We start from the raw sequence: 14,076 nt of genomic DNA on the forward strand, positions 1-14,076 counted from the left end.
CATGGCCGTCTCATCGAACCTGCCATATTACGCTAAGTGGTGCTTTTGCGCACGATCTTCAATACTTCGGAAAAGGCTTCTTTTCGTTGCGCATCCACCCAGTACAACCCTCGCCACCCTCGCATCCAGGTGATTTGGCGCTTGGCCAGCTGACGAGTCGCGATCACACCTCGCTGGTATAGGGTGTCTCGATCCCCATAACCATCGAGATACTCCCATGCCTGACGATATCCGACACTTTTCATGGATGGCAGTTTCAAATGCAGATCGCCCCGTTCACGCAAGGCGGCAACTTCATCGAGAAATCCCTCATTCAGCATATGGGCAAAACGTGTCGCAATGCGTTCATGCAGAACCTGCCGATCGGCCGGTGCCAGTCCTATCGACAGGGTACGCCAGGGGAAGGTGTCAGGACGCTGCTCACGCCATAACTCGCTCATCGGTTTCCCCGTGACTCGATACACTTCAAGCGCTCGCATCAGGCGCTGAGGGTCGTTGTCACTGATACGGGTCGCCGCTTCCGGATCGACACGCGCCAGCTCAGCATGCATGGCTGCTAATCCCTCGCTTTGTCGCCAGGCCTCCAACTCGGCTCTGACCGAAGGGTTCGCCGACGGAAGGTTGGCCACGCCATCCACCAGATGCTTGTAGTAAAGCATGCTTCCACCCACCAGCAACGGTACCCTGCCTGCTGCGGTAATTTGTCGCATCTCTCGAAGAGCATCATCGCGAAATTCGGCCACCGAATAGGGTTCGGCAGGGTCTCGGATATCGATCAATCGATGCGGGGCCCGGGCCCTCTCGTCGTCGTCGGGCTTGGCGGTACCGATATCCATCTCGCGGTAGACCATGGCCGAGTCCACGCTGATCAAGTCGCAATCCAGCTGCTCATGCAGCTTGATCGCCATATCGGTCTTGCCGGATGCCGTGGCGCCCATCAAGAAAATCGCCAATGGGCGGGAATCTGTATTGCTCATTGGCCACGCAGGAACAGTCTATCGAGTTGATTCATGGACATCTCACACCACGTAGGACGCCCGTGATTGCATTGACCACTGCGTTCCGTACGCTCCATGTCACGCAGCAACGCATTCATCTCCGGTATCGTCAGTTGACGATTGGCTCTGACACTGCCGTGACACGCCATGGTCGATAACAAATCGTTAATGTGTGCTTCGAGACGATTGGACTGCCCATAATGCTCCAGGTCATTGAGCATATCGCGAATCAGTGGCTCGACATCGGCATCGGCCAGCAGTGCCGGCAACTGACGCACCAGTAGCGTTTCAGGTCCGGCAATATCCAGTTCGACCCCCAGGCGGGCAAAGGCCTCGCGCTCTCGTTCGGCGGTTTCGACCTCTCTCGCACTCACCGCCATGGAGACCGGCATCAGCAGATTCTGCGCATCCAGGCGTCCTTCATGGACCTGAGTCTTCATGCGCTCGTAGGTGATTCGTTCATGGGCCGCATGCATATCTACCAGGACCAGGCCACGCTCGCTTTGCGACAGAATGTATACCCCATGCAATTGGGCGATCGCGTATCCTAACGGGGGCGCCCGTGTCGCGTCATCGCTGTCCGGCAATGAGGTCACCGGCTTGACCGGGGGCTCGGCTGTATCCCCCGATGCGTCTCCGCGCCTTACCACCGATGGCGTGTCCTGCTGAGGAGTCAAAAGGCTCGCTTCATGATCGGGATGCAACGCTTGGTAACCGGCCATGAACTCGCGGACTCGAGCCGGTGTCGGTCTGGTCGCGTCGTCCCTGGCATGTAACGCCATGGGCTGTTGCTGCCACCTCGGGGTTTTCGGTTGCTGAAGCGCTTCCGGTTGAACATCCGTGGTCGATGCTTCATCAGTTGCTGGTGTCTCGACCGAGTCCCCAGCGGGTCGAGCCTCACCCAGGGCACGATGCAAACTGGAAAAGAGAAAGTCATGCACCATCCGACCATCACGGAAGCGCACCTCATGCTTGGTCGGGTGCACATTGACATCGACCACCGACGGGTCGAGCTCGAGATAGAGAATGAACACCGGGTGCCGGCCATGAAACAGCACATCACGATAGGCTTGTCGAATGGCATGAGCGACCAGCCGGTCACGGACGACTCGGCGGTTGACGAAGAAATATTGCTGGTCGGCCTGGGCCCGCGAATGGGTCGGCAGCCCCACCCATCCCCAGAGACGCATCCCCCCGGTTTCCATATCCAGGTGCAGCGCATTATCCAGAAACTTGCTGCCCAATAGGGCGGACACCCGGCGCTCTCTTGCGCTGGCATCCACGCCCGGACGCAATTGATGCAGTGTCTTTTGCTGATGGCGTAGCGTCAGTCCAATATCGAAACGAGACAGTGCCAGGCGACGAAACGCTTCTTCCACATGGCCAAATTCGGTTTTTTCGGTTCGCAGGAACTTGCGGCGAGCCGGGGTATTGAAAAAGAGGTCCCGTACCGTCACTGATGTACCGCGTGGATGCGGCGCCGGTGACAACCGCGGCTCCATCTCACGCCCTTCAGCAACGACTCGCCATCCCCACTGGGGGTCGTCATGAATGTTCGATATCAGCTCCAGACGAGACACTGAACTGATCGAAGCCAGCGCTTCTCCACGAAACCCGAGGCTACCGACGCCCTCAAGATCGTCCAGCGATGCGATCTTGCTGGTGGCGTGCCGGGACAGTGCCAGCCCCAGTTCTTCCTCGGCGATACCGCCACCGTCGTCGCGAACCCGTATCAATCGGGTACCGCCGTTTTCAAGCTCGATCTCGACACGTTCACTGCCGGCATCGATGGCATTCTCGACCAACTCCTTGACCACCGAAGCAGGACGCTCCACCACCTCTCCGGCAGCGATCTGGTTGGACAGGCGGGGATCGAGGATACGTATGTGTCGATGTACGGTCATAAGTTATGAACTGGGGATTCTCAGCACCTGGCCGACGCGAATGATATCGCCATTGATCTCGTTGGCTTGTCGCAGCCGGGCGACCGGCACCTGATGCCGCGAAGCGATTTCCGACAGGGTATCACCGGGTTGAATCCGGTACTCATCATTGGACTCTCCCCGTTCTTGATCACGCTGCCAGGCCAACAGGCTGGTCGGCGGGGGATTCTTCTCGAAATGACTCAGCATACCGGAGAAAATCGCATTGGCCATTTTCTTTTGATACGCCGAATCAACCAATCGACGCTCCTCCTCCGGATTGGAAATGAAGCCCGTTTCCACGAGCAGAGAGGGGATATCCGGTGACTTCAACACCATGAAACCCGCCTGCTCCACCTGGGACTTGTGCAACCGATTGATTTGTCCCAACCGTCCCAGCACCTGATCACCAATGGACAAAGAGTCATTCAGTGTCGCTGTCATGGTGAGATCCAGCAATACGCCTCGCAGCACTTCATCCTTGTCATCAAGCGATAGATTGCCATCCACACCGCCGATCAGATCGGATTCATTCTCGCTTTCCGCCAACCACTTGGCTGTTTCGGATGTCGCGCCCCGCTGCGAAAGGGCAAATACCGAACTGCCTCGAGGTTGAGAGCTGCGAAAGGCATCCGCATGAATCGAGACGAAAAAGTCGGCTTTCTGCTCGCGTGCGATTCGAGTACGTTCCCTGAGCCCCACATAGTAGTCACCGTCACGAATCATGACGGCCTTGAAACCTTCCGCCTCATTGACTCGGCGCTGAAGCCGGGTGGCGATGTCGAGCACGACATCCTTCTCACGTGTTCCCGCCGGCCCCATGGCCCCCGGGTCCTCTCCACCGTGCCCGGCATCGATGGCGATAATGATATCGCGTTTGGGATGCGGCTGGGCCTGTTGCAACGCATCGACGGCCGACTCGTCGACGTCCAGACCTTCCATCCGACTCTTCGCCTGTACCCGATCGGCGGCAATTTCCTGCTCACGAATCATGGCTTCGATGGGATCGATGGGATCCTCGACGGCACTTTCTCCGGGATATTCCAGATCCACGACCAGTCGATGCCCATACTTGTCGTTGGGTGCCAGGGTGAAATCTCGCGGTTCGATGGCACGATCGAGATCAAGCACGACACGCAGGTCATCGCCGTTACGAACACCGGAGCGAACGCCGCTTATTGCGCTGCCATCGAGGTCGAGAGAATCCAGCTCGGTTTCCAGGCGGCTGTCGTCAAGGTCGATCACCAAGCGATCCGGGTCCTCGAGCATGAAGACATTGGCTTCAGCCGCTTCCGAGAGGTCGAATACGAGCCTCGAGTGATCGGGTGCGGCCCACAGGCGAACGTTATCGATCTGAGCGGCGACCGCAGGCGTCGACCATGGCAGCGCAATAGCCATTAGCCACCCCGTCATCCGGACGAGCCACCGGAATGCGTTTTCCGACGTAACGAGCTGCCCCTCTCTTTTACCCACGACGACGTTCAAAGCGCCCATCCCATAACCTGCTCTGTCATGTTCCATCATCCACACTGGCGGCACCGAGCCACGCCGCCCCGGGGTCTTCGAGAGACTGCAATGCCAGCCTGCCATGGTCGCTATACGCTGCCACAGACAAGCAACGGCCTGATGAGGCGACCTCTAACCGTATCCAGAGGTCCGGCAGCGGAAGCCATCCCGCACCGCGGCTAGGCCATTCGACCAGGCTCAGACTCTCTTCGCCCAGCAGATCACGTGCCCCCATGAACTCCAACTCTTCCGGGTCCCCCAGCCGATACAGGTCGAAATGATATAGCGTGACCTGCCCCAACCGATAGGGCTCCACCAGTGTGTACGTTGGGCTTTTCACGGCGCCATGGTGGCCATAGGCAAGTAATACGCCACGAGCCAGGGTCGTTTTCCCGGCACCCAACTCGCCCTCGAGATACACAAGCCCCCGCCCCTGCAAGGCCACCCCCAAGGCCTTGCCAAAGGCGACCTGTGCCGTTTCATCGGGAAGCGTTATGCCATCCATCTACTTGTCTTGCCTCTTTTCAAGACGCCTCTCGGGACTCACAGAGCGAACGGTTGAGCCATGACCGCGCATAGGATGCCAGATCACTGGCCAGCAAGCCACGTTCGCCCTCTTCTCTGGCCGCCTTATCCGCTGCCAGCGCATGCACCATCACCCCGAGGCAGGCAGCACGCTCGAGCTCCTGCCCCTGAGAAACCAGCGCCGCCACGATGCCGGTCAGGACATCTCCCATTCCGCCACTGGCCATGCCGGGATTACCATAAGGACAAACCCAAGTGCCATGCTTCGCTGCAATCAAGCTTCCGCTACCCTTGAGGACGGCGACGCCGCCAAAGGTTTCCTGCAAACACCTGACGGCCTTCAAACGATCGGCCTGTACCTCATCGGCACGCCACCCCAGAAGGCGAGCGGCTTCACCAGGATGCGGCGTGAGAATCCAATCCTCGCGAACCGTCACACTAGAAGCACCAGCTAGCAGATTGAGCCCATCGGCGTCGACGACCAACGGACAATCGACATTCCGTACCGTCTGAAGAGCCCCCTGCCCCCAAGCGCTCTGGCCGAGTCCCGGCCCCACCGCGACGACATCCACACCGTTGAGAAGCCGCTCCAGATCCCCGGCACTGCGTACCCCATGCACCATGACTTCGGGACATGACACGAGACTGGCCGTGACATGTTCCGGGGCCGTCGCCAGGGTCACCTTTCCGGCCCCCGCTCGGGCCGCGGCGCGACTGGCCAGCAGTGCGGCACCCCCGAAACCGGGCGCACCGCCCACGACCAGCACGTGGCCGTAGTTTCCCTTGTGACCATCACGCGATCGTGACGGCAACCATGTCGGCAACAACGACGACGACAACAATCCGGCAACCGGTGCCAGGTCGGTATGCAATGACGCATCGACATCCAGGGTTTCCAGGCGGTGCTCTCCGACATAGGCTGGTGCATTACCGGTATGCAACCCCAACTTGTCGGCAATGAATGTCACGGTCAGCGTGGCATGCACCACCGTTCCCAGCACGACCCCGGTATCCGCCGAAAGCCCGGAGGGGATATCGATGGCCAGCACCGGTAATGCACTGCCATTGATATCGGCAATGGCCTCTTCATAAGGGGATCGGACGTCGCCTTGCAAACCGGTTCCCAGCAGAGCATCCACGATCACTTCCCCTTCCATCCCGCTGCCGGGATGCCAAGCGGCCGGCTTGACGCCCGCCTCACTGGCCATCGTCACGGCTCGGGCCGCGTCTCCGGACAACGATTCGGGATCACGCAAGGCCAACAACTGGACTCCCAGTCCATCCGCCGCCGCCAGCGCTGCGACGACATAGCCATCGCCGGCATTATTCCCGGCTCCACAGAACACCGTTATGCGCCTGATTTGCGGCCAACGGCGTCGCAGGGCACGATAAGCCGCTCTGCCCGCCCGCTTCATCAGCGCGAACCCATCGCCGTTCATGTCGCCAGCGATGACCCGACGATCCAGTTCTCGCACCTGTTCGGCCAAATACAGTACTGACGCAGGGAACGACATAGGTTTCTCCGTGCATGGCATGAGGAACATATACTAGTGTAGGGTGAGCAGCGCGCCAGCCAAAGTCTGCTCCATACGACGCCACGATATTTCCACGATCATGTCATCCGCCGCCGAACGCGAACTCAATGAGTCCGACCTTGCCCGGCTCGCCGACCTTATCAAGACCTGGGGTCGTGAACTGGGCTTCCAGCAAGTGGGTATCACCGATACCGACCTCGAAGCGCATGAGCACTATCTCGAGCGCTGGCTCGCCAACGGTCGTCACGGTGAAATGCAGTTCATGGAAAAGCATGGTCGCAAACGTACGCGTCCCGCCGAACTCGTTCCCGGGACGCTGCGGGTGATCAGCGTGCGCATGGACTATCTGCCCCCTGAAGTCGAGACGACCAAAGTCCTCGGTCAGCCCAACCGCGCGTATGTCTCGCGCTATGCGGTTGGTCGTGATTACCATAAGGTCATCCGCAAACGCTTACAGCAACTGGCAGAACATATCGAAGCCGAAGTCGGCCAGTTCGGTTATCGGGCCTTTGTCGATTCGGCACCGGTCATGGAGCGAGCTCTCGCTCAGAAAGCCGGCTTGGGCTGGTTCGGCAAGAACTCGATGCTTCTCAATCCCCGAGCGGGGTCGCTGTTCTTCCTTGGTGAGCTCTATACGAATCTGCCACTGCCTACCGATCCCCCTTTCGAGGAGGAGCATTGCGGCAGTTGTACCTCCTGCCAGACAGCGTGTCCGACCGGCGCCATCGTCGACGACAAGGTGGTGGACTCCCGCCGTTGTATCTCGTACCTCACCATCGAGTTACACGGCAGCATCCCCGAACAGTACCGTGAAGCGATCGGCAATCGAGTCTATGGCTGCGACGATTGCCAACTCGTCTGCCCATTCACCCGTTTCACACGGGTCAGCGACGAAGACGACTTTGCCCCTCGCCATGACCTCGACCGCATGGATCTGGTGAGTCTTTTTGCCTGGAGCCGCGAAGAGTTCCTGACCAAGACCGAAGGCAGCCCCATTCGTCGCATCGGTTACGAACGCTGGCTACGCAACCTCGCCGTAGGCCTGGGCAATGCGCCTTGGAGCGACCGCGTGGAAGCCGCCCTACGTGCCCGCCTCGCGTATCCCTCCGATCTTGTCCGGGAGCATGTTCGCTGGGCCTTGGGCAAGCAGCAGGAAAAGCGACAACGCGTCATCACGAAAGCGTGAATCACTCGCCTGCCTTACTCTTCCTCATCACCGGATGGTGTTGGCCGCAGAAACGTTTCTCGGTAATGCGCCAATTCAGCAACCGACTCGCGGATATCATCAAGTGCCTGATGTGCATTCTGTTTCTGGAAGCCACTCATGGCTCCCGGATTCCAGCGTTTGGCCAGTTCCTTGATGGTGGAGACATCAAGATTGCGGTAATGAAAGAATGCCAGCAGTTCCGGCATCTCACGCTCGAGAAAGCGACGGTCCTGATGCACGCTATTGCCGCATACCGGTGACGTACCCGGTTTGACATGGCGCTTGAGGAAGTCGAGCGTCAGGCGTTCAGCCTCGGCGGCATCCGTGGTGCTCTGCTGAACGCGTGCAATGAGCCCAGACTCACCGTGGGTCTTACGATTCCAGGCATCCATCGCCTCGAGCAGTTCATCCGGCTGATGCACGGCAATCACCGGTCCTTCAGCCACTATATTCAAGTGATTATCGGTGATCAGTGTGGCCACTTCGATGATACGCTCACGGTTCGGATCCAGCCCGGTCATTTCCAGGTCGATCCAGACCAACAGGTCATCACGAGGGGGTTGCGGCTGAGACATCAGGCTCTCCTTGGCATGGCGGGCGGACAATGCGCCTGCCTGTGGGTAGAATGCATGGTCATTGTACAAAGCTTTGGGTAGGGATGAGCAAACGCAAACTCACACGTCAGCAGCGCTGGCGTATCGAAAAGATCCAGGCAGAACGAGCGGCCCGGGCCGCCCGGCGCGATCACGAGGAAGCGACGCGACCCACCGCCGGCCAAGTCGGTGTCGAACGCGAAGGGCGGGTGATCGCTCACTTCGGCCATACACTCGATGTCCGAGCCGCCGCGGATGGCGTTGTCTACCGCTGCCATCGACGCGCGAACCTGGAAGGGCTGGTGACCGGTGACCGGGTCGTGTGGCGCGCTGCGGACGACGGCACTGGCGTCGTCGTGGCCAGAGGGGCACGTGACAATATACTGCAACGCCCCGACAACCGAGGCCAACTCAAACCGGTCGCCGCCAATCTGGACCAGATCCTGATCGTATTTGCAGTGGAACCTGAACCTTATCCCAATCTGATCGACCGTTATCTCGTTGCCGCCGAAGCGACGGGCATTCCCCCGATCCTGGTACTCAACAAATGCGATCTACTATCGACCCAGAAGTCAGGAAGTGATCTCTCCCACTTACTGGACGGTTACCATGCACTGGGTTATCCGACGATCAAGGCATCGACGGCTCAATCCGATGGACTGGATGCCCTGTATCACCAATTGGCCGGCAAGACCTCCGTATTCGTCGGCCAGAGTGGTGTGGGTAAGTCCTCACTCATCGACCGGCTACTTCCCGGTGTGTCACTAAGGATTGGTGACCTGTCCGGCGATGCTCGCAAGGGGACGCACACGACGACCACGGCACAGCTCTATACTCTTCCCGAAGGCGGTGAATTGATCGATTCGCCAGGGATCCGCGATTTCAGCCTCACCCATCTCGATGAGCAACAAGTCACCGAGGGATTCATCGAATTCCGTCCTTTCCTGGGACGATGTCGATTTCGTGATTGCCGGCATCGCAACGAACCCGGATGCGCTCTGCAAGCCGCCGTGGAACGTGGTGACATCCATCCCGATCGTTTCGACAGTTATCGGCGCATTCTGAACAGCCTCGGTATAATGACTTGAGATGAGCCGCTATCACAACACGTGCTACCTTGTGTCATCCTGATGCGCCTGTGTCATCATTGATTTCATCGTTCCAGGGCCCGACTGCTTCACTGCCGACGAGAGGATTGCCCCATGAGTTCCGAAGCCAACCTACTGCCATTGATCGTCGAACCCGAGCAACTGGCACAACATCTCGACGCCCCAGAATTGTTGATCGTCGATGTGCCCCTGCGCGCCGAGAGCTATGCGGCCGGCCATGTCCCGGGCGCGGTGTTCCTCGACCACCGACAGCTCCTGCGGGGCCGTGGCGAGATCCCTACCGAGGTTCCCGATACCGACACGTTATCGGCATTGTTCTCTTCCCTGGGACTGACCCGCGATACCCATGTCGTTGCCTACGACGATGAAGGCGGCGGCTGGGCGGGACGCCTGCTATGGACCCTGGATTTGATCGGTCATACTCGCTACTCCTACCTGAACGGCGGGATTCATGCCTGGCGAGCCGAAGGCCTTCCCCTGTCCACCGACGATGTCGCTCCGACGCCCAGTCACTATCAGGCCGACATTCTCAACCCTGACGCCGCCATCGACCGTGAGACCCTTCAGGAACGACTGGGAGAGAAAGGACTGGCCATCTGGGATGCACGTTCACCGCAAGAGTATGGCGGGGAAAAGGGCCAGAACCGCCACCTCGGCCACATCCCCGGTGCCGTCAACATGGAATGGACAGATGCCATGGATCGTGACCGCCACTTGCGTATCCGCGACTATGTCGAACTCATCACTGAACTCGAGGCCATGGGTATTACACCGGATATGGAAGTGGTCACTCACTGCCAAAGTCATCACCGCAGCGGTTTTACCTGGCTGGTCGGCAAAGCGTTGGGTATCGAGCGTATGCGAGCCTACCCGGGCTCCTGGCAGGAATGGGGTAACCGCGACGATACACCGATCGAACGCTGATATAATAACGGATTGCTAATATCGTCAGGATCGCCGCCCCCGAAGCCAGAAGGAAGAGTATATCCCTTGTCACGCGACAAACTTTTCGCCCTCATCCAATACCCGCTGCCCCACCACCTGATTTCACGCGCGGTGGGCACGCTGGCCCGAAGCCGGATCAGTTGGCTCAAGAACCTGCTGATCAAGACGTTCATTCGACGCTTCCAGGTCGACATGAGTCAGGCCCAGGAGCCGGACCCGACAGCATATTCTACCTTCAATGATTTCTTTACCCGGGCCCTGAAAGCGGAGGCCCGCCCTATCGGTGACGGCATCGTCTCGCCCGCCGACGGCACCCTATCGCAGGCCGGACGGACTCATCACGGCACTCTCATTCAGGCCAAAGGACAGGCGTATTCCATCACCAGCCTGTTGGGCGGTGACATGCGCCGCGCGGCACCTTTCCGACAAGGAAGCTTCGCCACGATCTATTTATCCCCCAAGGATTACCATCGCGTCCATATGCCGGTGACGGGCACATTGAAAGAGATGATCTATGTCCCCGGACGGATTTTTTCCGTCAACCGGGCCACGGCCGATCATGTCTCCAACCTGTTCGCACGCAATGAACGCGTAGTATGCATCTTCGATACCGAGGAAGGCCCCATGGCCATGGTGCTGGTCGGCGCCATGATCGTCGCAGCGATAGAAACTGTGTGGGCGGGCCAGGTCACTCCCCTTTCGGGGGATGTTCAGACGATTCGCTTCGACACGCCCATCACGCTGACCAAGGGCGAGGAAATGGGGCGCTTCAAGCTCGGCTCAACCGTCGTGCTCTGCTTCAGCCGTGAGATCGATATCAGAGCGGGAGATCACGATATCCCGGTGGCCATGGGTGAGAGACTCGACCGACCCACCGAGGCTGGAGAGACGCCTGATGCCACTGCATCCGTAGCCGATAACGCCCGGGGAGAGCAGCAGGCTTGACTAGCACCTCGGGGTCGCAAACGCCATCACGTCGGCCACGCATGTCTTCCCCAATGCCAGTTGCACCAGGCGGTCGAACCCGAGTGCAACGCCGCTGCCTGACGGCAGGCCGGCTTCCAGCGCCCTCAGGAGCCGGTGGTCGACCGATACCTCGGGTTTGCCGAGCTGTCGACGCCGGTGATTGTCCTCGCTGAAACGAACGGCCTGCTCCTGGGCATCTGTCAGCTCATCATACCCGTTGGCCAATTCCAGGCCGGCCAGATAGACCTCGAAGCGTGCCGCGACCGGGGTGCCGTCCTCGTCATCGTGATACCGACGTGCCAGTGCCGCCTGGCTGGCCGGATAGTCACGGACGATATCCACCCCCTGCTGCCCCAGTCGGGGTTCGATCATATGACTCATCAGGAGATCCAGACAGTCATCACGCTCCGCTTGGGACATATCGAGCCCCCCTTCACGGGCAGCAAGATCACGTAACTCGACCAGCGGCAGGGTAAAAGGGTCAATACCGAGATGTTCACGAAACAGATCGCGATAACGATGATAGCGACAAGGACCGGGGTCAGCCGATAGTACGCTCCTGATCAGGGAGTCGACCTCGCCCATCAACGCCTCCAACGCCATGCCGGGTCGATACCACTCCAACATGGTGAACTCGACATTGTGACGCCGGCCGACTTCGCCATCACGAAAGGTCCGGGCCAACTGGAATATCGGGCCGCTGCCCGCCGCCAGAAGTCGTTTCATGTGGAATTCCGGCGACGTCTGGAGCCACAGTCGCTCGCGTCCGGTATCCGTGGTCGCCTCGCAGCTCAGCGATTGCAGGTGCACATCGGTGCTGCCGCCATGGCCCAATACCGGGGTTTCGACCTCCAGCACTCCACGTTCGGCAAAAAACGACCGTACGCGCGCGAGCAACCTTGACCGCTCTCGCAGGGCCTCGATGGATGCCGAAGGTTGCCAATCCGCCGCCATACCGGCCTCCTCGGAAACGACGAGGCCACACCGTGGGGTGTGGCCAGATGCCATGGTCAGGTGTTACAGACGCGTGATGCCCCTGACCTTGGTCGACTACGCGCGTCCGACGTATTCCCCGGTACGCGTATCGATCTTCAGCTTTTCCCCCTCGTTGATGAACAGAGGGACACGAGCCACGGCACCGGAAGAGAGCGTCGCCGGCTTGGAGCCACCTTGCGCGGTGTCACCTTTCACTCCCGGATCGGTTTCGGTCACTTCCAGTTCGATGAAGTTGGGCGGCGTGACATTGATCACCGCATCGTTCCAGAGCGTGACGGTATAGATCACCTGCTCCTTGAGCCACTTCTCGGTATCTCCCAGCGCCCGCTTTTCTGCAGGATACTGTTCGAACGAGCCGTCATTGAGCATGAAATACCACATCTCGCCGTCGGTATAGAGGTACTCCATCTCGAGTTCCAGGACATCAGCGGCTTCGAGGGATTCACCGGACTTGAACGTACGCTCCCAGACGCGGCCGGTCATCAGGTTTCTCAGCTTGACCCGATTGAACGCCTGCCCTTTGCCGGGCTTGACGAACTCATTCTCGACGATGGTACAGGGATCACCATCGAGCATGACCTTAAGACCGCCCTTGAATTCGTTGGTAGAATAGCTTGCCATGACTCCTCGCTGCTGATGATAGCGGGCATCGCGCCCGCGCTACTGAATGTCCAGCGAGCCTTGCTCGCTCCTCGTAACTGGTGATGCATGATAACCCGAAGCCCGACCAATGTGCAGACCAATACCATCGCGCTCCATGAAGACGCCTCAACGCGATGGCAGACTCAGCTCGCCCGGGCCATCCGCGATCCCAGGGAGCTATGCCGGCGACTCGACCTGAACCCGCAATGGCTGCCGGGAGCCGAACGCGGTCACGAATTGTTCGAAGTTCGCGTGCCGGAGGCCTATCTCGCACGCATTCACCACGGTGACCCCGATGACCCGCTATTGCGCCAGATAGTCCCCCTTGCAGAAGAAGACGTGGCGACTGAGGGGTATGTCCCCGACCCTCTCGCCGAGACCGATCAAACTCCACGTCAGGGCGTCATCCACAAATACCGGGGACGCGTACTGCTGATCGCCAGCCCCGCCTGTGCCATCAACTGCCGTTACTGCTTTCGTCGGCACTTCCCCTATCAGGAGAACTCCCCGTCACGCGAGCAATGGCGAGACAGCCTGGCTTACATTCAACAGGACGCCAGTTTGCGTGAAGTCATTCTCTCCGGAGGCGATCCGCTAGCGAGCAGTGACCGACAACTGGATTGGCTCGTCGGGCAACTCGATGCCATCCCCCACCTGAAACGGCTTCGCATCCATACGCGGCTACCGGTGGTCATTCCCGATCGCATCGACGATGCCCTCAGCCAATGGCTATCGCGCACCCGCCTTGCAAAGATCGTGGTGCTGCACATCAACCATGCCAACGAAATCGATGACGCCGTCATCAAGGCCTGCCAGCGACTCAAGGCACTAGGCGCCACCCTGCTCAATCAAAGCGTACTGCTCCGTGGTGTCAATGACAGTGTCGACGCCCTGGACGCCTTGTCAGAACGGCTGTTCGACGCGGACATACTGCCCTATTACCTCCATGTACTCGACCCGGTCAGCGGTGCTGCACACTTCGATGTCCCGGACGATGAAGCCAGATCCCTGGTCGACGCCTTGCGGTCTCGCCTGCCTGGTTTCCTGGTGCCACGCCTGGTACGGGAAATCCCGGGAGAGGCGAGCAAGACCCCTTTATAGCACAAGAAGGAAAGCCGCATCCCGCTGACAT

General features: G+C 59.4%; 13 protein-coding genes. 5 read left to right on the forward strand and 8 right to left on the reverse strand.

Translation table 11 applies throughout. From position 1 onward, the window contains the following. Positions 1-32: 32 nt before the first annotated feature. The 5 genes from miaA to BLW01_RS01290 form a co-directional block, all read right to left on the reverse strand. Positions 33-977, reverse strand: coding sequence for a tRNA (adenosine(37)-N6)-dimethylallyltransferase MiaA (gene miaA / locus BLW01_RS01270; RefSeq protein WP_092567680.1), 945 nt, complete (start codon positions 975-977; stop codon positions 33-35). Then, on the reverse strand, positions 974-2,902 hold the full coding sequence (mutL, locus tag BLW01_RS01275; protein WP_092567681.1) for a DNA mismatch repair endonuclease MutL: 1,929 nt from the start codon (positions 2,900-2,902) through the stop codon (positions 974-976). Before mutL ends, miaA begins: the two co-directional genes overlap by 4 nt. A gap of 3 nt (positions 2,903-2,905) precedes the next feature. Further along, the gene (locus tag BLW01_RS01280; protein WP_229806342.1) at positions 2,906-4,318 is read right to left on the reverse strand and encodes an N-acetylmuramoyl-L-alanine amidase; all 1,413 of its coding nucleotides are present in this window, start codon (positions 4,316-4,318) and stop codon (positions 2,906-2,908) included. A gap of 112 nt (positions 4,319-4,430) precedes the next feature. Further along, the gene (gene tsaE / locus BLW01_RS01285; RefSeq protein WP_092567683.1) at positions 4,431-4,931 is read right to left on the reverse strand and encodes a tRNA (adenosine(37)-N6)-threonylcarbamoyltransferase complex ATPase subunit type 1 TsaE; all 501 of its coding nucleotides are present in this window, start codon (positions 4,929-4,931) and stop codon (positions 4,431-4,433) included. A gap of 19 nt (positions 4,932-4,950) precedes the next feature. Next, positions 4,951-6,465 (reverse strand): NAD(P)H-hydrate dehydratase, encoded by a 1,515-nt coding sequence (locus BLW01_RS01290; protein WP_092567684.1) that lies wholly within the window; start codon positions 6,463-6,465, stop codon positions 4,951-4,953. A 100-nt stretch (positions 6,466-6,565) separates the two neighbouring features. Between BLW01_RS01290 and queG the strand changes: the two genes are divergently transcribed. Next, entirely contained in the window at positions 6,566-7,672 is a 1,107-nt protein-coding gene (gene queG, locus BLW01_RS01295) for a tRNA epoxyqueuosine(34) reductase QueG (RefSeq protein ID WP_092567685.1), read from the forward strand. Between the two features lie 14 nt (positions 7,673-7,686). Here the strand turns inward: queG and orn are convergent, their stop codons facing one another. After that, positions 7,687-8,268 carry an oligoribonuclease gene (gene orn, locus BLW01_RS01300; RefSeq protein WP_092567686.1) on the reverse strand — a complete coding sequence of 194 codons (582 nt, stop codon included), beginning with the start codon at positions 8,266-8,268 and terminating at the stop codon, positions 7,687-7,689. 83 nt (positions 8,269-8,351) lie between these two features. On the opposite strand from orn, the gene rsgA reads away from it, so the two are divergent. The 3 genes from rsgA to asd all read left to right on the forward strand — a co-directional run bounded on the left by rsgA (position 8,352) and on the right by asd (position 11,285). Beyond that, positions 8,352-9,374, forward strand: coding sequence for a small ribosomal subunit biogenesis GTPase RsgA (gene rsgA, locus BLW01_RS01305; protein WP_092567687.1), 1,023 nt, complete (start codon positions 8,352-8,354; stop codon positions 9,372-9,374). 114 nt (positions 9,375-9,488) lie between these two features. Continuing rightward, a complete protein-coding gene (locus BLW01_RS01310; protein ID WP_092567688.1) occupies positions 9,489-10,319 on the forward strand; it encodes a sulfurtransferase in 831 nt (276 codons plus the stop codon). Positions 10,320-10,385: 66 nt separating this feature from the next. Further along, the gene (gene asd, locus BLW01_RS01315) at positions 10,386-11,285 is read left to right on the forward strand and encodes an archaetidylserine decarboxylase (RefSeq protein ID WP_092567689.1); all 900 of its coding nucleotides are present in this window, start codon (positions 10,386-10,388) and stop codon (positions 11,283-11,285) included. Here the strand turns inward: asd and epmA are convergent, their stop codons facing one another. Both epmA and efp read right to left on the reverse strand, forming a co-directional pair. Continuing rightward, a complete protein-coding gene (gene epmA / locus BLW01_RS01320) occupies positions 11,286-12,260 on the reverse strand; it encodes an EF-P lysine aminoacylase EpmA (protein ID WP_092567690.1) in 975 nt (324 codons plus the stop codon). It abuts the gene before it with no gap. 96 nt (positions 12,261-12,356) lie between these two features. Further along, the gene (gene efp, locus BLW01_RS01325) at positions 12,357-12,923 is read right to left on the reverse strand and encodes an elongation factor P (RefSeq protein ID WP_092567691.1); all 567 of its coding nucleotides are present in this window, start codon (positions 12,921-12,923) and stop codon (positions 12,357-12,359) included. 87 nt (positions 12,924-13,010) lie between these two features. On the opposite strand from efp, the gene epmB reads away from it, so the two are divergent. Continuing rightward, positions 13,011-14,045 carry an EF-P beta-lysylation protein EpmB gene (gene epmB / locus BLW01_RS01330; RefSeq protein ID WP_092567692.1) on the forward strand — a complete coding sequence of 345 codons (1,035 nt, stop codon included), beginning with the start codon at positions 13,011-13,013 and terminating at the stop codon, positions 14,043-14,045. Positions 14,046-14,076 lie beyond the last annotated feature (31 nt).

It is taken from the genome of Aidingimonas halophila (assembly GCF_900106955.1).
In the GTDB taxonomy this organism is placed as follows: domain Bacteria; phylum Pseudomonadota; class Gammaproteobacteria; order Pseudomonadales; family Halomonadaceae; genus Aidingimonas; species Aidingimonas halophila.

Coding starts and splice junctions, on each gene's coding strand:
- miaA (WP_092567680.1), bottom strand. CDS start 977: ATGAGCAATACAGATTCCCGCCCATTGGCGATTTTCTTGATGGGCGCC.
- mutL (WP_092567681.1), bottom strand. CDS start 2,902: ATGACCGTACATCGACACATACGTATCCTCGATCCCCGCCTGTCCAAC.
- BLW01_RS01280 (WP_229806342.1), bottom strand. CDS start 4,318: ATGGCTATTGCGCTGCCATGGTCGACGCCTGCGGTCGCCGCTCAGATC.
- tsaE (WP_092567683.1), bottom strand. CDS start 4,931: ATGGATGGCATAACGCTTCCCGATGAAACGGCACAGGTCGCCTTTGGC.
- BLW01_RS01290 (WP_092567684.1), bottom strand. CDS start 6,465: ATGTCGTTCCCTGCGTCAGTACTGTATTTGGCCGAACAGGTGCGAGAA.
- queG (WP_092567685.1), top strand. CDS start 6,566: ATGTCATCCGCCGCCGAACGCGAACTCAATGAGTCCGACCTTGCCCGG.
- orn (WP_092567686.1), bottom strand. CDS start 8,268: ATGTCTCAGCCGCAACCCCCTCGTGATGACCTGTTGGTCTGGATCGAC.
- rsgA (WP_092567687.1), top strand. CDS start 8,352: ATGAGCAAACGCAAACTCACACGTCAGCAGCGCTGGCGTATCGAAAAG.
- BLW01_RS01310 (WP_092567688.1), top strand. CDS start 9,489: ATGAGTTCCGAAGCCAACCTACTGCCATTGATCGTCGAACCCGAGCAA.
- epmA (WP_092567690.1), bottom strand. CDS start 12,260: ATGGCGGCGGATTGGCAACCTTCGGCATCCATCGAGGCCCTGCGAGAG.
- efp (WP_092567691.1), bottom strand. CDS start 12,923: ATGGCAAGCTATTCTACCAACGAATTCAAGGGCGGTCTTAAGGTCATG.
- epmB (WP_092567692.1), top strand. CDS start 13,011: ATGATAACCCGAAGCCCGACCAATGTGCAGACCAATACCATCGCGCTC.